The 22,920-nt window shown below is 63.4% G+C and carries 27 protein-coding genes, 1 tRNA gene and 1 pseudogene; 14 read left to right on the top strand and 15 right to left on the bottom strand.

What is annotated here, in order from left to right:
* Nucleotides 1-217 precede the first annotated feature (217 nt).
* Nucleotides 218-1,057 (bottom strand): dCTP deaminase domain-containing protein, encoded by an 840-nt coding sequence (locus QLH51_RS11090; protein WP_206429071.1) that lies wholly within the window; start codon nucleotides 1,055-1,057, stop codon nucleotides 218-220.
* Nucleotides 1,058-1,140: 83 nt separating this feature from the next.
* On the opposite strand from QLH51_RS11090, the gene acpS reads away from it, so the two are divergent.
* Nucleotides 1,141-1,536 (top strand): holo-ACP synthase, encoded by a 396-nt coding sequence (gene acpS, locus QLH51_RS11085; RefSeq protein ID WP_125658611.1) that lies wholly within the window; start codon nucleotides 1,141-1,143, stop codon nucleotides 1,534-1,536.
* On the opposite strand, the gene QLH51_RS11080 is transcribed toward acpS, so the two are convergent.
* The 10 genes from QLH51_RS11080 to QLH51_RS11035 form a co-directional block, all read right to left on the bottom strand.
* Nucleotides 1,518-2,405, bottom strand: a complete 888-nt coding sequence (locus QLH51_RS11080) for a nucleoside triphosphate pyrophosphohydrolase family protein (RefSeq protein WP_125658614.1) — start codon at nucleotides 2,403-2,405, stop codon at nucleotides 1,518-1,520. The genes acpS and QLH51_RS11080 overlap by 19 nt on opposite strands.
* A gap of 15 nt (nucleotides 2,406-2,420) precedes the next feature.
* On the bottom strand, nucleotides 2,421-3,593 hold the full coding sequence (locus tag QLH51_RS11075; RefSeq protein WP_125658617.1) for a nucleotide kinase domain-containing protein: 1,173 nt from the start codon (nucleotides 3,591-3,593) through the stop codon (nucleotides 2,421-2,423).
* A gap of 6 nt (nucleotides 3,594-3,599) precedes the next feature.
* On the bottom strand, nucleotides 3,600-4,451 hold the full coding sequence (locus QLH51_RS11070; protein ID WP_125658620.1) for a thymidylate synthase: 852 nt from the start codon (nucleotides 4,449-4,451) through the stop codon (nucleotides 3,600-3,602).
* Nucleotides 4,444-5,331: an ImmA/IrrE family metallo-endopeptidase gene (locus tag QLH51_RS11065; protein ID WP_125658623.1), complete on the bottom strand. Its 888-nt coding sequence runs from the start codon at nucleotides 5,329-5,331 to the stop codon at nucleotides 4,444-4,446. Before QLH51_RS11065 ends, QLH51_RS11070 begins: the two co-directional genes overlap by 8 nt.
* A gap of 2 nt (nucleotides 5,332-5,333) precedes the next feature.
* Complete coding sequence (locus QLH51_RS11060) at nucleotides 5,334-5,693, bottom strand: helix-turn-helix domain-containing protein (protein ID WP_125658626.1); 360 nt, start codon at nucleotides 5,691-5,693, stop codon at nucleotides 5,334-5,336.
* Entirely contained in the window at nucleotides 5,690-6,004 is a 315-nt protein-coding gene (locus QLH51_RS11055; RefSeq protein WP_125658629.1) for a hypothetical protein, read from the bottom strand. The genes QLH51_RS11060 and QLH51_RS11055 overlap by 4 nt, the downstream gene beginning before the upstream one ends.
* 429 nt (nucleotides 6,005-6,433) lie before the next feature.
* Nucleotides 6,434-8,065: a DUF6119 family protein gene (locus QLH51_RS11050; RefSeq protein ID WP_125658631.1), complete on the bottom strand. Its 1,632-nt coding sequence runs from the start codon at nucleotides 8,063-8,065 to the stop codon at nucleotides 6,434-6,436.
* A gap of 472 nt (nucleotides 8,066-8,537) precedes the next feature.
* On the bottom strand, nucleotides 8,538-9,929 hold the full coding sequence (locus QLH51_RS11045; protein WP_164516159.1) for a hypothetical protein: 1,392 nt from the start codon (nucleotides 9,927-9,929) through the stop codon (nucleotides 8,538-8,540).
* Between the two features lie 47 nt (nucleotides 9,930-9,976).
* Nucleotides 9,977-10,189, bottom strand: a complete 213-nt coding sequence (locus QLH51_RS11040) for a hypothetical protein (protein WP_125658637.1) — start codon at nucleotides 10,187-10,189, stop codon at nucleotides 9,977-9,979.
* Entirely contained in the window at nucleotides 10,182-10,781 is a 600-nt protein-coding gene (locus QLH51_RS11035) for a hypothetical protein (protein ID WP_283514547.1), read from the bottom strand. Before QLH51_RS11035 ends, QLH51_RS11040 begins: the two co-directional genes overlap by 8 nt.
* 289 nt (nucleotides 10,782-11,070) lie before the next feature.
* Here QLH51_RS11035 and QLH51_RS11030 point away from each other — a divergent pair, with 289 nt between their 5' ends.
* The 10 genes and pseudogenes from QLH51_RS11030 to QLH51_RS19950 form a co-directional block, all read left to right on the top strand.
* The gene (locus QLH51_RS11030) at nucleotides 11,071-12,843 is read left to right on the top strand and encodes a MobA/MobL family protein (RefSeq protein WP_125658643.1); all 1,773 of its coding nucleotides are present in this window, start codon (nucleotides 11,071-11,073) and stop codon (nucleotides 12,841-12,843) included.
* A gap of 30 nt (nucleotides 12,844-12,873) precedes the next feature.
* Nucleotides 12,874-13,140 carry a hypothetical protein gene (locus QLH51_RS11025; protein WP_125658646.1) on the top strand — a complete coding sequence of 89 codons (267 nt, stop codon included), beginning with the start codon at nucleotides 12,874-12,876 and terminating at the stop codon, nucleotides 13,138-13,140.
* Nucleotides 13,141-13,198: 58 nt separating this feature from the next.
* Nucleotides 13,199-13,942 carry a hypothetical protein gene (locus QLH51_RS11020; protein ID WP_164516160.1) on the top strand — a complete coding sequence of 248 codons (744 nt, stop codon included), beginning with the start codon at nucleotides 13,199-13,201 and terminating at the stop codon, nucleotides 13,940-13,942.
* Between the two features lie 223 nt (nucleotides 13,943-14,165).
* On the top strand, nucleotides 14,166-14,678 hold the full coding sequence (locus tag QLH51_RS11015; RefSeq protein WP_125658652.1) for a hypothetical protein: 513 nt from the start codon (nucleotides 14,166-14,168) through the stop codon (nucleotides 14,676-14,678).
* 2 nt (nucleotides 14,679-14,680) lie between these two features.
* Nucleotides 14,681-15,319: a hypothetical protein gene (locus QLH51_RS11010; RefSeq protein ID WP_125658655.1), complete on the top strand. Its 639-nt coding sequence runs from the start codon at nucleotides 14,681-14,683 to the stop codon at nucleotides 15,317-15,319.
* Entirely contained in the window at nucleotides 15,316-15,717 is a 402-nt protein-coding gene (locus QLH51_RS11005) for a hypothetical protein (protein WP_125658658.1), read from the top strand. Before QLH51_RS11010 ends, QLH51_RS11005 begins: the two co-directional genes overlap by 4 nt.
* Before the next feature lie 13 nt (nucleotides 15,718-15,730).
* A complete protein-coding gene (locus tag QLH51_RS11000) occupies nucleotides 15,731-16,252 on the top strand; it encodes a hypothetical protein (RefSeq protein ID WP_125658661.1) in 522 nt (173 codons plus the stop codon).
* Nucleotides 16,253-16,383: 131 nt separating this feature from the next.
* On the top strand, nucleotides 16,384-16,962 hold the full coding sequence (locus QLH51_RS10995) for a hypothetical protein (RefSeq protein ID WP_125658664.1): 579 nt from the start codon (nucleotides 16,384-16,386) through the stop codon (nucleotides 16,960-16,962).
* Nucleotides 16,963-17,065: 103 nt separating this feature from the next.
* Nucleotides 17,066-17,236 carry a hypothetical protein gene (locus QLH51_RS10990; RefSeq protein WP_164516161.1) on the top strand — a complete coding sequence of 57 codons (171 nt, stop codon included), beginning with the start codon at nucleotides 17,066-17,068 and terminating at the stop codon, nucleotides 17,234-17,236.
* 14 nt (nucleotides 17,237-17,250) lie between these two features.
* Nucleotides 17,251-18,264: pseudogene (locus QLH51_RS19950) on the top strand (recombinase family protein); the annotation flags it as partial.
* A gap of 564 nt (nucleotides 18,265-18,828) precedes the next feature.
* On the opposite strand, the gene QLH51_RS10980 reads toward QLH51_RS19950, so the two are convergent.
* The 4 genes from QLH51_RS10980 to QLH51_RS10965 form a co-directional block, all read right to left on the bottom strand.
* Nucleotides 18,829-18,902 (bottom strand) — tRNA-Thr (locus tag QLH51_RS10980).
* A gap of 183 nt (nucleotides 18,903-19,085) precedes the next feature.
* The gene (locus QLH51_RS10975; RefSeq protein WP_206429072.1) at nucleotides 19,086-20,000 is read right to left on the bottom strand and encodes a hypothetical protein; all 915 of its coding nucleotides are present in this window, start codon (nucleotides 19,998-20,000) and stop codon (nucleotides 19,086-19,088) included.
* Nucleotides 19,949-20,293, bottom strand: a complete 345-nt coding sequence (locus QLH51_RS10970; protein ID WP_164516162.1) for a hypothetical protein — start codon at nucleotides 20,291-20,293, stop codon at nucleotides 19,949-19,951. The genes QLH51_RS10975 and QLH51_RS10970 overlap by 52 nt, the downstream gene beginning before the upstream one ends.
* Nucleotides 20,290-21,597: a replication-associated recombination protein A gene (locus QLH51_RS10965; RefSeq protein WP_125658670.1), complete on the bottom strand. Its 1,308-nt coding sequence runs from the start codon at nucleotides 21,595-21,597 to the stop codon at nucleotides 20,290-20,292. Before QLH51_RS10965 ends, QLH51_RS10970 begins: the two co-directional genes overlap by 4 nt.
* 110 nt (nucleotides 21,598-21,707) lie before the next feature.
* Between QLH51_RS10965 and QLH51_RS10960 the strand changes: the two genes are divergently transcribed.
* The 3 genes from QLH51_RS10960 to QLH51_RS10950 are packed head-to-tail and all read left to right on the top strand — an operon-like array spanning nucleotide 21,708 to nucleotide 22,859.
* Nucleotides 21,708-22,247 carry a PadR family transcriptional regulator gene (locus QLH51_RS10960; protein WP_206429073.1) on the top strand — a complete coding sequence of 180 codons (540 nt, stop codon included), beginning with the start codon at nucleotides 21,708-21,710 and terminating at the stop codon, nucleotides 22,245-22,247.
* On the top strand, nucleotides 22,244-22,561 hold the full coding sequence (locus tag QLH51_RS10955) for a DUF2218 domain-containing protein (protein WP_125658676.1): 318 nt from the start codon (nucleotides 22,244-22,246) through the stop codon (nucleotides 22,559-22,561). The genes QLH51_RS10960 and QLH51_RS10955 overlap by 4 nt, the downstream gene beginning before the upstream one ends.
* A 31-nt stretch (nucleotides 22,562-22,592) precedes the next feature.
* Nucleotides 22,593-22,859, top strand: a complete 267-nt coding sequence (locus QLH51_RS10950) for a UvrB/UvrC motif-containing protein (protein WP_125658679.1) — start codon at nucleotides 22,593-22,595, stop codon at nucleotides 22,857-22,859.
* Nucleotides 22,860-22,920: the final 61 nt, after the last annotated feature.

Here is a 22,920-nt window from a genome sequence, read left to right as displayed (position 1 = left end):
ATCGCCAGGGTCGCCGACGACTGGCCCGCCAGTCGCTGGGACGAGTTGATGCCGTGGAACTGGATGCCCCCGGCAGATCAGCCGAACGCGCAAGCAGCATAATCTGCGGCCTTCACGCCCCGCTTACGCTTGAACCAACGCTCTCGTCCGATCAACGAAAGAAAACGCGGAAGATAGGTTGCGAGGTCCTCTGGTGCGGTGGGCCGCAGCAATTGCATTATTTAACCCCACCGCCGGCTTCATTTGAGTTTGAAACCGAGTCCGCCGCTTTTGAAGGGATTGCGCCACTCGAATTGACGCGCGGTTCGACGCTTGCATTATCCGCTTGATCCGGCTCGGTTGACGAGGCGGCCAGAAGTTGCTGCAAGCCACCTTCGCGCACCCAATTTGTCACCATGGCACCGACGAATAGCATCAGAATTAGCGCGATGACCCTATAATATGTTTGTTCGCGTTCGACCGCGTGGATGCGGCTGGTGAGGTCTTTATCAACATCCTTAATTTTCTTGTTGATCCCGGCAATTGATTGCAGTTCGCCGGAAATGCTAGGTATCAATTCTGCCGGGAATGAGAGTTGTGCCGCATTCTTTCGGCCCAATTTTGTCGGGCGATCAAGGCTCGACAGCCAAAGTAGGAACATCGGCTGCCCCTGCCGAAGGTGGACCGGCACCGGCCCCGCATTGTAGACAGAGAAGATCAGACGCCCCTTGAAGCCAGGATCCACATGAAACCCCGAAACATTGATGAGGCCGCGCCACTTGATTTTCGCTTTGATCGATATGAAGCCCAGCGCATCATCGGGCACTTCTACGATTTCTTCGGTCAGTAGAAATGCAAACTGGCCCGGCGGAATCGTGAACGCATCACCATCAGCCAGCTTGCGGATCGTAACGCTTTCTGGATCTTCAGATTGATCGCTTGGAGAAACATAAACCTCGCGACCCATGCTCAAGGTATATGCTGAACAATCTATTCGGTCTTTGTCGAATGGCGCGATGAGCGCTGGCAAACGTGTAGATAGCGTTTCTCCGCTCCAGAACCCCGTCGCCACCATCATGCTCCTTCCGTTCGTCAAAATTCGCTACACCAGTCTGACAAGCCGTCTGAGAGATTTGTCAGAAATATGAACGAGCTGACAATATGATCATCGCGCACGGCATCGATTTGGTCGACATCGCCCACACCGCGCGTTTGCTCGCTGATCCGACCGATCAGCTCCTGACCAGATGCTTCACGCTACACGAACAGGAATCTGCCGGGACCGGCGCCGATCGCGTCGCGCGTCTGTCCGGGCGACTTGCCGTCAAGGAGGCCGTCATGAAAGCGCTCGGCACGGGCTTCTCGGGCGGGGTCGGTTTCCTCGGCATCGAGGTCATAACGCTGCCTTCCGGCGCTCCGACAATCGCCTTGCATGGCAAGGCACAGGCACGCGCCGAGGCGCTTGGCATCGTGTCTTGGCTGGTCAGCACCAGCCATGAAGGTGACATGGCCTTGGCGAGCGTGATCGCTCTGGGAACTCAGATCGTGCCGAGATAGCTGATCGTGCGGGCGTCGAGATCGACCGAAATCTCACCGCCGTTGTTGGCGAGGACCTGCCGCCAGACCGCAAAGCCTTCCAAGATCGCGCGCTCCCAATCGGCTGCGGTGGCGCCGCCGACCTCCAGATGCGACGTCATGCTCTGGATCGTGCGCAGCAGCCCGTAGTCGATCTCGCTGACGCCATCGAGGAAGCTATGCACGCGCGCATAGTCGAAGGCCAAGGCGGACACGCCTTCTTCGATGATCCGAGCCCGGCCGCCGTCCTCCACCTCGTCGAGCAGCGGGCGGCTCTTGCGCTTACGCTTGAGGAACGCCCGCAGGTTCGGCGACCAGCCCAGAACCGCCGCATAGGCCAGGTGGAAAACATCATGAAATCGGTAGCCGTCGGGATCATAGGCATTGTCGCCCAGCAGCGACCCGATCCCCTCGCCATTGATCGTCATCCGCACTTTCGGCCTCGGCCCCGTCTCGTGCTCTTCGGCCAGGCGCACGATCATCTGGCGCGGCAAGCGCTCGAGGTCGGGAAATTCGGAATCGCGCTGGGGCGCCTGCGCACTGGAGGGCGCAAAACGCGCGCGAACCTTGTCGAGATTCTTCTCGGCGATCTGATCGAGGTCGAGGCCGAACTTGCTCGCGACATTGGCGATGTACCATAAGAGGTCGCCAAGCTCTTCGCCGACCCGGTCCTTGAAGAGACGGTGCGCCGCGCCGTCCCGCAAATGCTTCTTGTATTCGCTCAGCAGCTGTCCAGTCTCGCCGGCCAGGCCCAGCATCGGCACGATCAACGCCGTCGCGGCTTCGTCTTCACTGGTTCTCGGCACCTTGTCGGTAAGCAGCGCCTGCGCTTGATAGGCTTTTAGATCCACCGCAATGCTCCCGACCTAGACGCTTTCATCTTGCGTATTTGCAGCGCCCGGCCGAGTTGGCTCAAACGCTTCGTTCGGCACCGCACCGGCGGCAATACGATCATTGATACCCCATTTAGGCGGATACCAGAATTCGATGGGCTGGGCCTGTGCGGCGAACTTCTGTTTGATTCGCGTGCGGCCAGTGAGACCTGCCGCTTCAGGATGCGCCACGCGGGCATATTTATCGACTTCGCAAAACAGGTTCTGGCAATCGATGAGCTGTAGTGGCCGCCCCCAGAGCGAGGGAAATTCCAGGCCCAGCCGCGCACATTCCTGCTCCTGCCGGTCGGCCATCAAGCGGATCAGTTCAGCATCGCTCAGGCCGCCCGTGTCGGCGAAACATTTGCGCAGGCCGTCGCGGGCGCCCGGTCCCGGGATCACGAAATCCATTTCGGAAAAGTTCGTCACCTCGCTGTAATTGACGTCGGTGACGAACTGATAGGCGAGAAAATCGCCGATCGTCGGATAGGCGCGCAGCAACTCGAAGCCGCGTTGCATCGTGTGCGCCGATGCAAGCTTCTGCGGGAGGGACTGCGCCATCATCATCTCAAGAAGCTTGAGGTGATTCTGGTGCTTGGCCTTGTGGCCGAACGCCGAGCTGCCCGGCGGCATGATATAAGCGGCCGAGTAGATACGGTGCCCTTCGACCATTGCCCGCGTCAGGACGGCGTCGTAATGCTCGAAGCGATAATCTGCGAAAGTGACCGATCCGAGCGCGCCTTCGAGCTTCTCCCAAGTCTCGATCTTGTTGAACAATTTGAACAGCAGGATGCGGAACACCACTTCGTCGATCGAAGTAGGAAGGTCCTCCCGGTAGATCACATGGCGGATCAGATACTGGCTCACGCGATCGGACGCCCGGTAGGCGTTGGTGAATTTGAAGACGGCCATCACCGGATTATCGGTCCAAGGCCATGGGCTGCCGAGGGCGCGGCGATAGAATATCCGCTGCCGCTCAGCCGCGAAGCGCCAGTAGCTGTCGTAAACGGCTGTCGTCTTGGCTGGCGCCAGATGGCTCGAAATGATCATCGGCGCCGCCGGCGCCGCCGCGGCGGAATAGTCGAACTCAAGGGTCCGCGACGTCGCTGCGGGAATCTTGGCAGGGCGGCCGCGCTTGCGACCGCACGGGGTACCAGTCTTGGTCACAGCGCGTCAGGCCGGCTGCACGGCGAGCTGGAGGGACGCAGACGGCCGCGGTGCCGGCGGGGCCGGCGCCACGCAGGCGCGGGCTGCCTCGATCAGCGGCTTCATCGCGCTGTCCGTTTTGGTGATTCGCTCCAGCTTGGCCACCCCGATCGTCACGTTGAGACGCGCGAGCGGAATGCCCATTTCATGCGCCATGAAAGCGGCGAGCTGGGCGAGCCCGAGATAGTTGCCATAAGCTTTATCGAACAGCTGCTGGGTGGCGTAGAAGGCATTGGCGACCAGACCAGCCTTCGTGGGCACAAAGCTCACATGCTGAAGGCAGGGAAAACCAAGCTGGGCGGTCGCGCTATGGTCGCGGGCGGGGTCGAAAGTCGTTGCCTGCCACATCGACCGGCGCACGCCAGGGCGGCTATCATACTGACTCAAAATCCACTCCAACTGGTTTCCGTCGCAAGGGCCGCGGCCGTACATCATCAGCCGCTCGAAATAGAGGCCCTTGCCATTAGCTTTGGGATTCTGGGCGCGATAGAAGGGGAACGCCATTTTGTAGAATTCGAACAGCTTGGCGCGGTCGCTTTGCGCCATGGTCCAGAGCCGCTGCGGGAAGATCGTGTAGGCGACGTCCTCGACGTCCCGTTTCTTTTTCTTGTTCAAAAGGGCATCCAGTGCGGCGCGAACCTGGGTATTTTCCGGGATTTCATACCCGTCGCCGAACCCATCCATGGTAAGAACAAGCGGGGCAATCTCATTTCCCTGATGCTCAAGAACGTGGAGCAAGGTCCGGGCATAGGCCTCGGACACGCTCTTCGCCGCGATCATCAACGGTTCCGGATTCTCCGGTCGGGATGCCTTACTCATCTGCATCATCCTCCAAATGGCGGAATTCGGCACGCCCGACATAGGCCGTACGCGCAATACGCCCGAAGGCGGCCCAGTCGGTTCCCGGGCGATCGATACGGACCAGGCCCGGGCGCTTCGCCTCGAACAGGCGTCCGCTCTCCAGATCAGCGACCGGCACCACGGCGTCGCCGTGCGCGACCGTGCCGGTCGGAAGCAGCAGGAGGTGCCCGACCTCAGCGTCGATCGCATGGCCGCCCCATGCCTCGTCGGCGACGATGAGCGGGTTCGGGGTGAGCGAACCGAGGATGTGGGCGCGTAGCGTGCGGGGCGTGAACTTGCGCAGCGCGTCCGCCCGAGCGCGGCTGATCATCGCCTCGCCCCACAGCAGGTGCGTGACGAGCGTCGAGTACCCCACGCCGAACAGGCAGGCGATGCGATAGATATCGATCGGGGTCGCGGTTTCCGGTTTCAGGCCGCGAACGGCGAAGGCATTGCGCAGCCCCAAGGTCGGCACGAGGGCATAGGCGGCGAAGGTGTCGGCGCTGTATTCCTCGGGCACATCCCACGGGCGGACCAGCTGGTTCTCGCGCAGCTCGTCGATTGACGATCCATGCCCGAGCAGATGGTGGCCCAGTTCGTGCGCGCAATTATAGGCGCGGCGCGGCAACGGGCGCTTGCTGGAGAGATGGATGCGCGGCGGCGAGCCGCGCTGGTACATCCCTTCCATGTTGATGTCGTTGAAGGTCACGCGAACCCCGTGCGCTTCTGCAATCGAATAGATGCAGACCGGGCTGACCAGATCCTTGCCGGCTTTCAGCCGCGCCGTAATCGCTGCCTTCATGGCCTTGTCTGCCAAGGCGCGGCGGTTGTGCATCATCGTCTTGGCAAGCGCTTTCACGGTTAGGCTCCTTTCTCGTCATCGTCGGACTTCATGGCGGCGATGAGCTTCAGGAGGAGGTCGAGGTCATCGGGCTTGAGTTTGCTAAGCTCGCGAGCAGCGAGCTGCAGCTTGGGATCGTCGGTCGCGGCACGTTCGGGCGCGTCGCCCAGCAGCCACGACAATTTGGTGTCGTAGAGGTCTGCGAGCTTCGCGAGTTCGTCGGCGGTGATCCGGCGATTGCCGGCTTCCATTTCAGAAATTGTAGGGCGGTGCATGTTCATCAGCTTGGCGACCTGACCTTGCGAGAGGCCGGCAGCCTCACGCGCGGCACGAAGGCGCGTCGGAAGTGTCGCAGTCTTATCCGAGGGTGCGTCGGTCATCCCGCCACGGCCTCTTCGGCTTCCTTGGCGTCCTGCGCTTCAAGGATCTTGAGAACGAGCGCGACGGTCTGGTTGATCGCGAGCGGCACTTTCGTGTCGTCATCGACAAAGATGTTCGCTTCGCACGGGATGGACTTGCCCAGCGCGATGCTGAGCATGCCGGCAGCGACCGGCCAGACCTTGCTGGTGAACTTCGGCAAGGCTTCGGCGGGCTTCGTCCCCCCGTCGATCGTGGGGCAGTCTTCGCCGCTCAACGTCTGCACGGTCTGCAGCACTTCGATTAGCTTGGCCTTGATAATGTTAGCGTCCATCGCGACTCTCCGTCTCTTACGAGTGGTAAGATATGCTTACCACTCGTAATGTCAACGGTGCGGCGTTTCAGTTTGGGCATGGCAGCATCACGCGGTCGCGGTCACGTACGGCGCCATCGCCATTCCAATCTCAATATTCGCTACGATAATCGGAGGTGAAACGGCAGCTCTTTGCACAAGCTGTCGTTAATCGCTCAACCGGCGAACGTCGCGATCTGGTCGGTATCCGACTGGCAGCTCCGCGGCCGAGCCGCCGCTGCGCTAGACGATCGATATCGATCACATCGGCGATCCGAAGTTTCCGATGAATTCCGCCCCAGAGTGGGCCACGGCATCAATAATTCCGGTATGCAGCCGCGTTTCGCTTTGGTTGGCGAGCCGCTTCTTCGTTAGAGAAGGCTAGGACATAAAATGCCTCGATAGCGCGCATCAAACTGGTGCGTCTGGCGAAACTGCCTTCGCCTTCTTCTTGCCGGCACCCACACCTGGCTTCTTGATCCAAGAGAAAGCCACGCCGTAGCCGAGTTCGTTGGCAATCCGCCTCGCGGCATGACGAAACGAGATCAGGCTGAAGAATGGCAGCTTCAGGTCCTTGCCTGATGCGGCGTTGACCAGCACGCCGAAAACTACCGTGAATTTAGAAGTATCGAACGGCTGGTCGGCCGCCGGAATAATGTCTTCGAAGACAGCCCCGCCTGGCTGAGCCGCTATCTTTGCTCGAACCGCGTCGCGAAATTTGCCGTCGCGCTTCAGCACGACACTGGACACCAAGCCTTGGTTGAACAAGTGACTGAGCTTCGAAGACTCAGATTTGTCCTTGATATGAATAAGCGCGCCACCCTTAGAAAGGAAGTCGCACACCTCAATCGGCGAGGAAGCATCACTCGGCTTCACGAGTTGGACGTCCAGCGATAGCAAGTCACCGCCTGCTGCTCCCAGCGCGGCGTTATAGGTTTTCTCGTTATCTCCGGCGGCAGCCGCCGGCAAGTCGACCTTGGCGACATCATCGAAGTACGCCTCGACCTCCTTCGCGAGGGCGTTGTCGATCTTGTACCAGCGCCCTCCGGACAAGGTGTAAGTTGAGCCTTCCAGCTTCGTCTCGTAGACCAAGCAATCCCGCATCTTCCAGGATGAACCGGCGGAGGTCCCGTCCTCGTCAGCTTCCTGCACAAAATGGCTGTCGAGCATATCCGCCGTGTAGGCGGCCTTGCCCTTGTCCTTCAGGCCCTGAAGGTAATGCGCCACCTCTAGATCAGGATAAACCAGACGCGAGCCGTAGCCACGAAAGGTGACCGATCCAACTTTGTCTGGATCGTACATAGCAGGAAAGGCCAGGCTGACCTCATCAATCTCGGATGCGTTTTTTATGAGCGCTCCCGTCATCGTATCGACAAGGCTTGCTTCGAGCTTGGCGAGCGTATCTCGATCACGAACATGCCTGATGTGGTCGATCCAGCCGAACTCGGCTTTATACGCGTCCTCGTTGTATAGCTCGAATGCCCTCGCGCAGATCGCTGGCAAGTCGCCCACCGTCGCCTTGCGGCGAATCGACAAGCTGTCGCTCCCGCTGATACGTGTCGCAAATGCCTTGTCCTTCGGCTCGCCGAGCAAGCCTCTTACGATGTCCCGTTCGGGGTCGATTTCGAACACCGTTCGCTCGGCGCCACGACTCGCCTGCGATCGACGATTCAGCGTGTTCGCGTCCGGTGTGCGGACATCTGCACTCTTCAGCTTGCGATGATCGACGGCATTAAGAACCACGCGGAGGCCGAAGTCCTGCTCGATGGCTGCGGCGTCAAGCTTCGCATGGCCAAGCCCAAAAGCAACAGCGAACCAGCGTTCCGCCGCCCTGACGAAGACCAGCCCATAGCTTGAATGCTGGAACAGGTCAGCCTTCTGCCCTTCCGTGAGCCCCAAGAATTCCGCCCAATTAGGCGTACCACCGCCAACTGGCCCAGCTGCGATCTTTGCTCCGGCTAGCGAAGGTAAGTCGCTTAGGACAACGCCCGCACGCACAGCGTCCGCCGGCTCCACGCCCTGCCGCATCAGTCGCAGCGCCAAGTTTTGAGTTCTTTCAGACACGGTGAAATTTGACGCTTCCGACCCGGCCGAGTCAACTCATCAAAGAACCGAAGATTTAAACCAATGCGGATCGTTCTCTTCGGCGAAAGTTCGCAGTCGCTAGACTTCGTGCAATGGATTCAGTAACGGTGCTGCCATAAAATCCTCGGTAGACAGCTATTCATGGCTGCCGCTTGCAACGAGGCGGCAGCGATCTGGCAGCCCTTTTCGATATGGCCGTCTACCGGGTGGGAATGGGCGCTTTTGACCAGTAGCTGACGTTAGCCAGCAGGTCGGGCAAACGGCAGCTTTCGGGATCGCCGCCGATCAATTTAAAAGACGAAAGTCAAGACGCGTAGCTACCGTCTGACGGTTGGCGAACGAACGACTGGGAACGCAAACCTGACGGCCCAAACCGGCCGTTCCGCTATCCACCAGCTTTAATAAAAAACGGACCGGCTACGTCCAATGATCAATTGCCGGCAGCAAATCGATGCTCAGGAATGATATCGAGCAGATAAAAGGAACGACGACGAGTGTTCCCGTGATGATCGCCGGGGCGGCGTGCGCCCATTTCACGGAGAAAATCTGCTGTCTCTTTCCTGTGCTTCCAATTTGCTACCGCTTCGCTCGTTGCCTGTGCTGATATGAACGTGTCATGGTAGAAGGCGGCTAACTCATCCAGCCGCTCAGTTGCACCCCGCGGAAGCGTTATGTTATCGTAGCTTGAAAGGCTGCCCCTGAGCTGCGTGGGGCGCTTGCTTTGTCGGTTGGCGATCAGATCATCGACGATAGCCGGGATTTCATGCTCAGCCTGGATGAGGCGCCGAACAGCGGTGGCTATGACGGAAACGGGCGAGGTGAGATGGTGCCATTTGGCGGGGAAGGTCTTCGGACCTTTATACTTCACCAAATATTTAGGGTACTCTGTTCCGGCCAGATCGGGATGGCGCATTTGCGCGGCGACAGCACGCATCAACACCGTCACCTGCTTCAGGTCGGGTCCCGCCGGTGATTTCACACTTGAGCGAAGGCGCCGAAGAATTCGGCCAAACCAGACATGCTTCGGCTTGGCAAGCAGGGTTTCCGCCGCTGGTGCCGCAAGCTCGACATCATCACGGCGCCAATCCTGACAGCCGAAGAACGCATCGAGCGTTTCTGCAATGGCATCGTATCGCTCGGTCTGGCTGTTCGCAGCGCGCTGCGGTGATCGTTCCGCAGAGGCGTCACGGAGCACGCCGAGCTTGCTGAGATCGACCGGCTTCGCGATGCGAGCGACGACGAGTTGGACGTCGTGGCTGCACCAGATCAGCGCCTGTCGAATAAGGACGCCTCGCAACTTAGTGCGATAGGCGGAAGTATCGACCGTCTTGAGATGGCGGATGACGGTAGCGAAGCGGCCAGCCACCAGCCCGTCATATACGTCGATGTTCGCATCGCGGATGCGCCATAGATCGCTGACGTGGTGATCGAGCGCGTGACGCTCACCCTGCCTGTCCGTCCAGCCCTTGACGAGCACGTCATAGTTTACCTCCTCGCCGTTGAGGATCATCAATCGCCTGAGAAAGCGTTTGAGATCTTCCCGCGTTCGCGGAATGAGGGTCGGCGGCAGCAGTTCCTCTTTGGCATCAAGCAGCCCTGGCGGGAGCAGGCGAATGTCAGTGAGGCCGGGATCGAACAGGCGGGCGCCGTACTCGGCTTCCTCGATGCCGCCGTTGTAGGTGAGGTGGTGCAGTTCGGTCACCAATCTTGTCAGCTGGTACCCGCTAAGCTCTAGCTCCTGAAGGATCGCTCGCGGATCGGCGGAATGCAAGGTCAGGTAGGACGAGCGTTGTGCGTTCTCCGGCGGCGTCTGGCGCTTCATGGCGGTGAGTTGGCGCCGCTGCTCCGGTCGACTTATGCGTGCGCTCGTCATAACTCCTCCAGCGCCCGACTGATTCGATCCTGCAACGCTGCTCTTTCGATTATCAACGCCGCGTGCATTTTCTTCAAACGCGCGTGGCGATCCAGGCCCAATCCGCCCTTCGCCAGGATTTCCTCGCACTCGCCCAGCGCCTTTTCGAAGGCGGCGCGGTTCCGCTCGAAGCACCCGATCGCGACTTCCAGATCCTGATCGTCAGTCATTCGCCAAGCCCAGCGCAGGCGGCGATGCAGGCTCTTGCCAGTAGGTCGGATTACCGCCGCGCGCATAGATCCACTCGAAGGCTTCGCCGCGATTCGCCAGGTCGGGCAGCGCCTCACCGAGGATGTGGGCGAGCGTCGCGATCAGCGCCGCCTGATCGTCGCTGATCTCCTCGCGGCGCCAGCGCGCTTTCGGCCCGGCCTTACCCGACAACGTGAAGCTGTTGACCGCGGCATCGTACAGCGCCTTGCGGCGACGCCACTGGAGGATCCTTCCCCATTGGCGACACCAAGCGTAGCATGCCTGATCGGTGAACACCGCCTTCACGAGATCACCGAACATCGGCCCGGCACCGGCGCGGCGCACCTGGGCAAGCCACGCCAGCATCTGGTCAGGATGCGCCATCAATCCGACCAGCGCCGTGTCGTCGACGCCCTCCATGCCGACGAGAGCAAGCCCGGCACCCAGCGCATAGTTGCTCGCGTCGGCGGATCGTCCGCGTCCGCGGCGCTTCGTCAGCGCGTGATGCTGACGGCGCAGATCGCTGATCGATGCTTCGCAGATGCGGGTCGCCGCATCGACCTTTGCGGTCATGTCGGCGACATCGCGACGGCACGCGTCAAGGTTCAGGGCGGGCGGGGCGCTGTTTTTCACACCTTGGTCGCTGCCCCAACCGGCGGGAGCATGCAGCAACTTAGCCCAGCAAAAATGACGGCCCCTCGATCTCGAAAACGGTGGCCTGAGTTGCGTCTTTCACCACCACGAGACGGCAAAAGGTGCAGGAGAGAGAGGGGGTGGTGCGCGATAAAGTGTTTTTCGGGCGCCAGAGGAACCCGGCAAACCGCTTCGCCACCCCCTCCCTCTCCTGCCCCGGAGAAGGTCATTGAAGATCGGCTACGCCAAGGTGAAGGGAGGGTCGGATGCGGTCCAGCGCGCACTGACCGATGCGCGCAGCGCTCGTAACCGGGCGACCCGTCAATGGCGCGAGCAGGACCGCGATGCGGCTGCGGCAGGTCGCCGGCAGAGGGCGCGTACCGCAAAGGAGGATCGTGACCGGGAGCGTGCCGGTAAGCGCCGCATCCGGGTGCAGGTTGCCGAGCACGACCGTCCGCGCAGAATTGGTACCACGCCGCGGCGGCTGTTCACGCGCCAGGCGATCTTCAGCACGGGCACGCCGCGTGGGCGTGACCAGCAGCGTGCCGACGGTCTGAGGTCGATCCACTTCTCACTGGTCGCACGCGGCTTCCGCTCGATGGCGGGGCGGCGTTGGCGCGCCGGTGAGGCAGGCCGTGCGGCCTTGTATGCGGTCCGGGAAGACGCGCTCGAAGGCGGCGAGGTCGGATGGTGGTCGAACATTGCCGAGGACCGGGCCGAACTGCTCGCCTTCTGGCGCACGGTCGAGGCGGTGGAAAGGCACGACCGCGCCAATGCCAACGTTTACTTGGTCGAGGTCATCGCCCTTGATGCGACGCTCACCGAGGCTGACCGCCGCGCCGTGGTGACCGACCTCTGCGACGATCTCAAGCGGCGCGGGCTCGCTTTCGTCGTCGGCATGCACCAGCCGGACCCGTCGGGCGACCAGCGCAACTTCCATTGCCACCTGATGTACTCGCTGCGCCCGGCGGAGCGCCACGCGCCCTATGACTGGAGCTTCGCCGTCTCCAAGGTCGGTGACATCAACACACCGGACGGTATTCGGGCGCGGCGGCGACTAACGGTCGATACGATGAACTGGCAGCTGATGCTCGCCGGCAGCGACCGTCGCTATACGGCGCTTAGCAACAAGGCGCGCGGGATCGTCGACACGCCGCAGCCGAAGTTGGGCAAAAGGGCCGTGTGGGTCAGCCGGCGTTTGTATGCACAGCGAGCGCGGATGAACCGCCTCGATCAGCTTGGCGCTGGACTTGCCAGCCTTAACGCAAGCTTCTCCCTGTCCGATCGCCTCGTAAGCATCCGAACTTCATTACGCGGCACGCTTCAGCGCGCTTCCATACGGGTAAACGCGCCTGACCCGACTGCGACAGTCAGTGCCGACCCATTGGAACTGCGGTCAGACGCCGTCCGCCGCGTTATCGCCGACCGGCTCCGCAGGCTGCTGTCATTCGACATCGGATCGTACGATGCCCGGCTGAGCACCATCCAACGGGTGGTGCAGGAGCGCGTGGCGGCACTCCCCACGGCCAAGTCGAAAATGGTGCCGCTCAAGGCTGCGGGAGCTGCTGGCGACCAATCCATCGATGAAGCCTTGCAACCGGATCAGCTGCCCAGCGCCGGAATGGCTGTTGCTTCCCCGGCGCCAATAGCGCCGATGGTGATAGAAAACCCGACGAACCGGAGCGACGCGGTCGAACGGCATCCGGGTGCGGTGCAGACCAGCGGCGAAACCGATGCCGGCAAGGATCTGACCAGCGACGAACATCCGAAGAAGGATCACGGGATGCTTCAGCTCGCGCTGATCGCCCGGCTCTTCCACAACGGGCAATGGGATAGGCGTGATTGGCTTTCCGGCGGCAAGAAGCGGTCCATGGCGCGAGGGAGCCATGTGGATGCGGAAGAAAACTCAGTCCCGGCAGCGGCGGAAGTCGAAGTTGGAACGCCCGACTGGGATCAAATCTTGCTGGCTAAGTTGCGGAATGGTGGCGGGCGCGGCGGCTAGAGCGAAGGCTCACTTCCGGGATCCAGCATCATGACCGAGCCAACCGCATCTTCACCGACCACGAAGCGCCGCTCCTCCTATGTTCCGCCAATCCTTCGCGACGGGAACGTCCCGGCGCCTGAAACCGCCTGCGCATCCTGCCCGGCGTCGCTTTGGTACGTCGATCAGCGCCTTCACTGCTTCTGCGGCACAATGAAGACGCTGATCTGGACCGCAGGCAACGAGGTTCCGCTTTCGCGTTGCGATGGCCGCCAGATCGCCATCGCCCGGCTGCGTGCAGCCGAGACGGCAAAATGATCCGATCGAGTAACGGCAAATTAAAGTGACCTACAGCCCAAGCAACGAGAGATAATGTATGCGCGAGTTTTCGAGTGTCGAGATCGAAAATCGGCTAGAACCTGACATGATCTCGCAGGCCACGTGCATGCTCGAGAAAGTCGAGCGTGTTCTCGCTAACGGCGTGATAATATATGACGCCCCAAACCAGCTGCATAGCCAGTCAATCGGTGTGTACGGCTATTCGACGGAGGTAAGAGTTGATTTCGACGCTTCCAGTGTGAGGGTCGAAATCGATGCCGAACGCTTCAGCTGCTGCGAAATGCGGCACTTCCGGGCAACGCCGCCGCCGCAGACTTTAGACGACCTGATCAAGCGCATACCGGCATGGTTATCGTACATCGCCGTTCCGACCGATCCGCCGATTATCCAATCGCGGGATGCAGCGAGCGAGCAGGCGTTCGACGCGCTGCAGGCCGCAGTAACGGCAAGCGACCCGGACTGGTGGCATATCATACTTTATCGCTATTCCTCCTCAATCGTGCGGGCGACCGTTCACGGTACGGGCGATAGTCGCGACTATGCTACCGCTGACCTCGACCCATCTGAAAAAGCATTCTCGATGTCGGACGCGTTATGCCACGCGTTGATCGGCTCGCCGGATTACAGCTGCATATCGGACGGTGCACGCCAGCGCAGCAATGCCCTCGACATCGTTATGTGGCCGCCCCTGCCTTACATCAGGGATAATAGCCTGTCGGTGATGGGCAAGCTTCGCGCAATCGCGCTCGCCGCGGAGAAGGATTTCCGCCTCTTGGACTAATTGGTGATGCCGGCACCGACAATCGACACGGTTGCAATTGCATGGGCAGATCTCTCGGTCTGCTTGGCAGCACCGACGGCAGCGCTCAGGCGCTGAGACGAAGGCCGCGGGGGCGGCCGAGGGGGAATGGAGGAGGATCTTCGAGCCTGAAGAGGAGGTGAAACTCCGAAGGGCTTGTTCCGGACCGACCGGTCGGGACCACGCAAGAAGGTTCTTCATCCCCATGTCCATCAACACCGTGACGAGCTTCAGCCCGACGAGCATCATCGTCGGCCTGCTTCTCGAGGCGCTCGCTGCCGGCGACATCTACGATCAGGTTACGTTGCCCGGCCTACCCAATGCCATCCACGTACCGGAACGCGACGCTGTCATCGCCGCGACGACCGTGCCTGCGCCGCTGTTCGGCGGCGAACTGGAGGCGATCGCCACCGAGCATCGCCTTGACGTCATCCTGTTGCGGATCGGCGACCTGGAGGATGGGCGACCCTGCATCGCCGTAGACTTCGCGCTCGGGTCGCTGCCCTGCGCCGTCTGGGTCGAGCGCCGCTTCTCGCTCTATCAGGACGCGGACGGTACATGGCTTGTGCCTGCTGGTTTCGGCCCGGCGGTGTCGGTCACGTGGCAGGGCTTCAATCTCGAGATCGTGCCGCCATACGCCGATCTGATCGAGCGCGCCGACGGCATCGCGCGCGCTGCACGCAGCCTCGCTCGCTTCTTCCAGCCGTTGGAGGCGTGAGCGTGGCCAAGCCGTTCCCGATCAACGCCGACGTCCAGCCTGATTCAGCCAACCCGCACTCATGGCTCCCGCTCCTCGGTCATCCGCCCGGCGAGAGCGGCCCCGGCGGCTTGCGTGTCCTGTGGGGTGTGCTGCGGCCCGAATATCGCTCCTTCTCGCCGTCGCTCTCGACCTTCGTCCGCATGAAGCTGGCACCCGCCGCCGGCGCGAATGCCGCGCCGTGGACGATCACCGCCTATCGGCACGAGGTGCTGCTGCCAGCATTCGCCAGCGATCACTTGCGCGACCCGCGGATGTTGATCGAGGCCGCCGAGCGCGAAAAGCCAGCCGATGCGAAGGCGCTGGCGGCCTATGTCACGCTGACCTCGTCGCCTGATCGACTGCATGCGGCCTGGGAGATCGGGCGGACGCTGGCGAAACGCGTGGTCGACGACCACGACGTCGCCGCGTTGCTGGTCCAGCACGTGCCCTCGCTTGCAGGCGGCAGCGCGCGACCGCACCTCCACCTTGTCATTCCCGGACCGCGTCGGATCACGCGCTTCAGCATGTTTTCCACTCTCGTCGGCGATCTCGCCGGCGACCGCGGACGCGACCTCGTCCTCAAGCTGCTCGCCGGGACTGTCGAGGAGACAAGTGCATGAGCGCCCCGCTGCTGCGCACGCTGGACGAGATCGGTCGCCTCGGCCTGACCCACGCGCTTGATCCAGCGCAGCTTGCCGCGCCGCTTGGTGTCGACCCGATCGATGTCGGAAAGCTGATCGACACCGGCCGCGTCTCCGACACGCTTCTGATGACGAGCGAGGCCGCCGCAGCGTACCTTCTCGGGATCCTTGTCCGCCTAGAGGTGCGCTGCCGCGGTGACAGTATCGCCATTCGCGCTGCACTCGATCGCCCGAGTCCCGATCTCGCTGGCCTCTCGATCGCGCAGGCGCTGCTCGCCCGCCCCGACATCGCCGGCCTCGCCGTAATCCACGAAGTCGCCGGCACGCTGCCCGTGCCCCGCGTCCGGATGTGGCGCGTCGCCGACACCTACAGCTAAAAGGTATCCAACGATGAACGACGGACCTGCCGCCGGGCGGGCGGCGGAGGCGCGCGCGCTCACCGCGACGCTCGCCATCGCCGGGCTCGAGGGTTGGTCGCTGCGCGGCGGCGATATCAGCCTCGACCTGCCCTTTTCGCATTACTTGTACGTCGAAGCGGCCGAGTTGCTGCTCGTACCCACCATCCGGCCGTTGCAGGCCGAGATGAAGACGGTCGCGCCCGGTACGCGCATCGCCCGCAGCGATGCCCTGATCGTCCGCGTTGATCCGGCTGAGCCGTTCCGGGTCGAACTGGCATTTGGCCAGTGGGGCCGCGATGCGACCCGCTGGCTGGCACCGATGGTGCTTTGGCAGCGCAGCGACGTCGGCACCTGGCTGGTGCCGAGCCCTTACTTCCACGGGGTGCGTGACGAGTGCTTCTCCCTGCGTGGTGGCCGGCTGCGACCCGGCCCCGCGCCGTGGCGGTCGGAAGCCGAGATGCGGGTCGGCTGCATGAACGTCGCCGTCTGGCTGTCGCGGATGCTCTCCATGTGACCGGCCGATCGGCCGGCTCGACGAATTCGAGGACGAGGAGGGGAGCTTGGAAGCCTGGAATTGCTGGAGCCGAGGAAGGGAAATGGAACCCGAAGCCGCTCCGGAGAACACATCAGCAAAGGACAACAGAGATGATCCCGCACACTATCGATCCCGCAACCGAGACCTACTTCTTCAAGATGTCGGCCTTGCGCGGTCACCACATGCTCTTCGTCACCCAAGAAATGGAGACGCAGAACCCGTGCACGCCGCTTTGGGTTGGGGCTTGCCCGGACGAACGGTCGCTGAACGCGTTCGCGCGTTGGCTGGCAGTTCGCCGCGACGAATGGGCTGCTTGGGGACGGCAGGTAGAACAGATCGGTTATGAGGCGTTCGACCGCTACTTGCGCGCCCGGATCGAGGCTGAGCCCTACGGCGAAGCGGACGCCACGATCGTCTGGATCGCTCCAGGCAGCCGCGAGGTCATCATCGGCCAGTCGGTCGGCGGACCGTCCGGATATGGCGAGGAGATGCTCTACCGGCACGTCTTCCGCACGCCCAAGGCACAGAAGCGCTTCCTGGCCTGGCTCGACAGGGGCAGCAGCCTGTCACGCATGCACGAACTCGTCGCGCTCGCCTTCCAGCGCGGCACCGCCGCCGTCGGCGAAGTCCTCGACGAGATCGCCGACGGATCCGGAACCAGCAAGACGAGCGGCGAGCAGCCGCGTTAATCACGATCTCTGCTGGCCGGCTAAGTGGCCACTTCTGCAAAAGGTGTTGTTTTAGCGGGGCTAAGTTGCGTCTCGTCCGGGGCCATCCTGTCATTCCGGCGGGATGGCCGCACAGCCCTCCGATCAACATCCTCAGTCCGCCGGCCGCGTCGAGTACCGGACGGGAGGCTGTGAGCGGCTGATCGTCGATCGGCTGATCGCGCCGCCGATCACACCAGCCGAACTCCGCGCCGTGCTCGATGCCCTTCAGGACGAGCTTCACCAGCTGATCTGACACAGAGGAAATCGGTGACCCGGTCCAACCCCATCCGCGCCTATGCCTATCTACGCCTGTCCGTCGACAAGGAGGATGGTACGCCGCAGAGCATCGAGGCGCAGCGCCACTCGATCAACGATTATGCGCGCAAGAACGACATCATCATCGTCGAGGAGTTTGCGGACGTCGGGTTCAGCGGCCAGCACGACCGCCGCCCCGAGTTCCGCCGCATGGTAGCCAAAGCCACCGCCGACGATCATCCGGTCGATGCGGTCGTTATGTATATGCTGAGCCGCATAGCCCGCAGCACCCGGCTGTTTTTCGAGGTGACCGGCAAGCTGGAAGACGCAGGTGTCGAGATCGTCTCGATCACCGAGAATTTCGGTACTGGCCGCGGTCGACGCCTCGGCCGCGCGTTCACCGCGTTCATAAACGAGGAACAGGCCCGCGACGCCGCGGTCCTCACCCGCAAGAGCCGTCGCGAGAATGCAAGGCAAGGCTTCTACAACGGTGGACCGATCCCTTTCGGCTACGAGACCTATGTCGCCCGGACGGACGGCGAGAAGGAGCGCAAGAAGCTGGCGATCGTCCCGGCCGAGGCCGAAATCGTCAAACGCATATTCGAATGGGCGGACAGTGGCCGCGGCGGCCGCTGGATCGTCAGAGCGCTGAACGATGGCGCCTATTCGCTGCGCGGTGCCCGGTTCACCAATGGTAATATCGCAGGCATCCTCGCCAACCAGGCCTACACCGGCACGTACCATGATCGCACTGCCGACGATGACGGCGTCCGGCCCGACATCGAAAACGCGATCCCGGTCGCGTGCCCGGCGATTGTATCTCGCGAGCAATTCGATCGTGTCGCCTCGACCAGAGCCAGCCGGAACCCGCGGGCAATGGCGCCGCACATGGCAGCAGGTACGACGCTGCTGACCGGCCTTGCCCGGTGCGGTGGGCCGGGATGTACGAGCGGCCTTACCATCGCCACCGGCAAGGGTGGTCGCTATGCCTATTACCGCTGCAACGACCGGCTGAACCGGGGCGGCAGCTGTTCCACCCGCCCAATCCGGCGCGAGGAGCTCGACGGGATCGTCGTCGATGCGATCGAACGGCGGGTACTGGCGCCGGAGCGCTTGCGCGAGCTGCTCGCCGGCGTGCTTGACCTGTCCGCCGAGCGGCACATCGCGCGTCAGGCGGAGCTCCGCCACTTCCGCGCCGAGAAGACGCGAACCGAGACGGCGATGAACAAGCTGCTCATCCTTGTGAAAGACGAGATCATGAGCCCGCGCGACCCGGTGTTTGCCGGTCGCATGGCCGAGAACAAGGCGAAGCTTGCCAGCGTCTCCGCGCGGATCGACATCATCGAGGCGCAACTTGTCCGAGGCGCGCGGCAGATCGACGAGCATACGGTCGCCAAGTTCGGAGAGTTGCTTTCTGCTAGGCTGCGCGAGAGCGACCCGACGTTGCGCGCGGCGTACCTCAAGATGTTCGTCGCTGAGGTGCGAGTGTCCGATAGCCTGATCGAGATCACCGGCCCAACCGCCGCGCTGGAAGCCGGTGTCGCGACCGGCATTCCCGTCAAAGCTGGAGTGCCCAGCTTTGACCGGGAGTGGTGCCCCGTGCAGGAATCGAACCCGCGTCTCTTCGTTACAAAGGAAGCCGTTTACCATTAACGTAACGGGGCACGCCGCGTGCCATCTACCAAGCGGTTTCGCGTAAGACAACGGGCGGCGGCGCAGGGGAATCCCGATGGCAACCGTCGTGCCCGCGCAGGCGGGGATCCATAGACGCGACGAATGTGACTTACCTATTTCCGCCGGCGGCAATGAACTCCCGCCTTCACGGCAATGACGAAGGGGCGGTGGATTTACTGCACCCCGAACGTCCACCCTTCGGTCCGCGCGACCTCCGACGTCAGCCCCTCCGGTTGCCACAACCCCGCATCCGCCGCCGCGCCGCGCAGCCACGCGGCACTCACCAACGCATCGGTCGCGTGATCGTCATAGCGCTTGATCGCCACATGCGGCGGACTGCCCAGCACCGCCAGCGCGGCATCCAGCGACGCCGCATCGCGCAGCTTGCTCAGACCGCGGCGCACGCCCGCCGCCCGTGCCGCGATGGTGGTATAGATTTCGACCAGCACCGGCCCACGCTCCGGCACCGGATCGAACGGCCAGATCGGCAGCCTGCCGCCCAGCCGGTGCAGCACCCGCATGCCCGTCAGGCTCGATTTGCCCACCTGCGCCGCGCCGACGAGGTTGAAGCAACTGGTTGGCGACAGCCCAGCCGCCAGCTGGCGTTCCTCGCACACCCGCAACCGCCCGCGCCCCGCGCCGAACAGGTCGCCGCACGCGCGATGCCGCCGGAAATGGCGCGACAATTCGTCATGCGCGACTACCGACGTCGCCGCCAGATGCGGATCGTCCGTCGCCATCGCATCGACCATCGCCCACAACGTCCGCGCATCCCCCGGCGATGCGTCCCAGCCGGGGAAGTAGCTGCCGCGATCGACGAACGGCAGCGCCGGCGACAGGTCCAGTCCGATCAGCATGTCGGCGCCTTCGTCGGCCAGCGCCGCCAGCCGCTCGAGGATCGCGCCGCGCGACCAGCCGCCCTCGCGCTCCACCAGCGTCGGCGCGCCGTCCACCAGTTCGGCGACGGCCAGCCCTTTCGGCCGCGCGACCGCCTGTCCCGACCAGTCGATCGCGGCGAACCGGGTGAAGCGCCGCGTCAGGGCCGTTCGCCCCGTGCGCGACGCTGGGCCAGCGTCGCCCGGTCCCACCACGCCCGCTCCAGCAACAGCGCGATCCGGTCGCCCGCGTCGGTGCCGTAGCGCACCAGCACCGCCGACCCGTCGCGATAATGATCGGTCTGCCAGAAGGTCGCGGGATCGGTGGCGAGCAGCACGTCCTTCTCTGCCGTCGTCACGTGCAGCACGAAGCTGCCGGGATCGGGCGCGGTCGTTCCCGCCAGCGTCCTGCCGCGAAACCGCAGCGCCGGCCGGCCATAGCTGCTGCCTTCCTCTACGCCGGGCAGCGCCAGCCCGATCGCGACGATATCGCGCCAGCCGTTCACGACGTCTGGCGCCGTTCGTCCCACCACGCCATCCGTTCCGCGATCCGTTGTTCGAACCCGCGCCCGGTCGGTTCGTAGAAGCGTTGCGCGGTCATCTCCTCCGGCCAGTAATCCGCCCCCGAAAAACCGTCGGCCGCATCATGGTCGTACGCATAGCCCTTGCCATAGCCGATGTCCTTCATCAGCCGGGTCGGCGCGTTCAGGATCGAGGGCGGCGGCATCAGCGATCCCGTCTCGCGCGCGGTCTTGAACGCCGCCTTCTGCGCCTTGTACGCCGCGTTCGATTTGGGCGCGGTGGCGAGGTACAGGCACGCCTGCACGATCGCCAGTTCGCCTTCCGGACTGCCGAGGAACTCGTACGCGTCCCTGGCGGCAAGGCATTGCACCAGCGCCTGCGGGTCGGCGAGGCCGATGTCCTCGCTCGCAAAGCGGGTCAGCCGGCGCAGGACGTACAGCGGTTCCTCGCCCGCGGTCAGCATCCGCGCCATGTAGTATAGCGCCGCCTGCGGGTCCGATCCGCGCAGCGACTTGTGCAGCGCCGAGATCAGGTTGTAATGCCCCTCGCGGTCCTTGTCGTACACCGCGACCCGCCGTTGCAGCAGCGCCGATAGCCCGGCGGGGTCGAGCGGTTCGGGCAGCTGGATCGAGAACAGCGTCTCCGCCTGGTTCAGCAGGAACCGCCCGTCGCCATCGGCACTCGCCACCAACGCCGCCCGCGCCGCATCGGTCAGGGGCAGGGGGCGGTCCTCGACCGCTTCGGCGCGCGCCAGCAATTCGTTCAGCGCGACCGCGTCGAGCCGGTGGAGGATCAGCACCTGCGCCCGGCTGAGCAACGCCGCGTTCAGTTCGAACGACGGATTCTCGGTCGTCGCCCCGACCAGCGTGACGGTGCCGTCCTCGACATAGGGCAGGAAGCCGTCCTGCTGCGCGCGGTTGAAGCGGTGGATCTCGTCCACGAACAACAGCGTGCGTTTGCCGATCCGGCCATGGTCGCGCGCTTCGGCGAACACCTTTTTCAGGTCCGCGACGCCCGAAAAGACCGCCGAAATCTGGGCATAGCGCAGGCCGACCGCGTCGGCGAGCAGTCGGGCGATCGTCGTCTTGCCGGTGCCCGGCGGGCCCCACAGGATCATCGACGACAGCTTGCCCGCCGCCACCATCCGCCCGATCGCGCCGTCCGGCCCGGTCAGGTGATCCTGCCCCACCACCTCGGGCAGCGCGGCCGGGCGCAGCCGGTCGGCCAGCGGCCCACCGGTCGGCGTGTCCTGCGGGGGCGGGGCAAAGTCGGCGAAGAGGTCGGCCATGCCGCCAATATAGGTCGCCGGTGAAAAAGCCGAAACCACCTCTTGCACACACCGGTTTAAGATATATCTTGGAGTTAAAGATATATCGGAGAATGATTATGCGATTTGGAATGGGATATGCGTCATGGACCGGCGGACCGGGCATGGATGGTCGTGGCCGGCATGGCGGGCGTCATGGCGGCGGTCCGCGCGGGCGGGTGCTGGGCGGCGACGAACTGAAGCTGGTGTTGCTGGCGCTGATCGCGGAGGCGCCGCGCCATGGTTACGACCTGATCCGCGCGGTCGAGGCCGCGACCGGCGGCGCGTATGCGCCGAGCCCCGGCGTCGTCTACCCCACGCTGACGCTGCTGACCGACATGGGCCTGATCGAGGAACAGGCGACCGAGGGTACGCGCAAGCGCTTCGCGGTGAGCGAGGCGGGGACCGCGCAACTGGCGAGCGACGCCGACCGGGTCGCCGACCTGTTCCAGCGGCTGAAGGCGCTGGGCGAACATCGCGCCCGCACCGATGCCGGCCCGATCCACCGTGCCCGTACCAACCTGCGCGCCGCGCTGCACCACCGGCTGTCGGGGGAGAATGTCGATGCGGACACGCTGCACGCCGTCGCCGCGATCCTCGACGAAGCCGCACAGAAGGTCGAACGGCTATGAGCGACTTCACGACCACCGCCGCGGTGCCGACGGCGCAGGCCAGCCGCTATCTGCAACAGCTGTGCAAGCATTGGCAGCACAACCTGACCGTCGAGTTCGACGCCGGTCACGGCACCGTCGTCTTTCCGCACGACGCGCGCGGTGCCAGCCATCCCGGCGATGCGCTGGTGACGTTCGATGCCGGTGACGACGCGTTGACCGTGCGGATCGATGCTACGTCCGCCGAACAGCTCGACGGGCTGAAGGGCGCTGTCGCCCGCCATCTCGACCGCTTCGCCTTTCGCGAGGCACCGCTGGCGTTCGACTGGCGGTGATCCCTTCGGCGCCGTCGTGCGTTTGAAGCGGATGACCGATTCGATCGATGCCCTGCGTCAGCAGATGGAAGCCGCCGCCGCCGCGATGGATTTCGAAACGGCCTCGCGGTTGCGCGACCGGATCAACCTGCTGCGCGGCGGTGCCGATGGCGAACAGGCATCGGCCGCCGACACCGCCGGGCTGACCCGCCAGCGACCCGGCGCGATGGGGCTGGGCACCAGCCGCCAGCGCGTCGAGCCACCGGCGGGGTGGAAGCCACCGAAGAAACCGGACCTGATGGTGACCCGCAAGCGGTAGCGCAGGATGGCCGGGGTTAGTGTGCAAGCCGGTCCTTCTCGTCCACCGAAGGCCGATCGAG

The sequence above is a fragment of the Sphingomonas sp. 2R-10 genome (assembly GCF_030062225.1).
Taxonomy (GTDB): domain Bacteria; phylum Pseudomonadota; class Alphaproteobacteria; order Sphingomonadales; family Sphingomonadaceae; genus Sphingomonas.
The sequence above is the reverse complement of the archived record's forward strand: the minus strand, read 5'-3'. Positions and strand labels throughout refer to the sequence as shown.